Source organism: Orrella sp. 11846 (assembly GCF_048820935.1).
Taxonomy (GTDB): Bacteria; Pseudomonadota; Gammaproteobacteria; order Burkholderiales; family Burkholderiaceae_B; genus Algicoccus.
On sequence record NZ_JBMERD010000054.1, the window covers coordinates 1 to 555 of the forward strand.

1 protein-coding gene is annotated in these 555 nt (G+C 51.4%); it reads right to left on the reverse strand.

Annotation, left to right across the window (positions count from 1 at the left end; translation table 11 throughout):
• Positions 1–555 (reverse strand): IS66 family transposase (locus tag ACOI06_RS14580; protein ID WP_420663316.1); only part of this gene is annotated, 555 nt, incomplete at both ends.

The window sequence follows — 555 nt, forward strand, 5'->3', positions numbered from 1 at the left end:
AGGTTCGTCAACCAGCCTCGACTGACTTTGATGCCTGCTGCCGTCATGCGTTGTTGTTGACGGTACAAAGGTAGATGCCAAGCGATCTTGTCGATTAACAACCCAGCAATAAAGCTCACATCAGCTCGGCTTTTATCCAACACGCCACCGGGAGCCGGTGGGCAGTGAATGGCTTGCGTATGACGAACCTTAATGACAGGACGGATGTATTTCAGGATGACGTAGCTGCCTGGTCGTTGCGCTAGTTTGTGTGTGGTCTTGTGCCCAATGACCTCATAGTCTTCAGGTGCCAACCCTTTGATTTCTGGGTTGGGTAACTCAATGACTTCAACAGGGACTCGGTCCTCATCAAAGAACAAAGCGGGCTCTTCATTGGTCTCATCTTTAAAGCGCACACGACGTTTGTGCTGAGCGACGACCTGAGCGGGCACTTCAGGTTCTGAGGCTGGCTCCAGATCAGCAAACAAGTTCAGTTGCAGCGTGTCATCTGGCTCAATGCGTCGTTCACTCTTTGAGCCGAAGATTTGTTGTTTGAACCATGCGACCTGCGCGGTA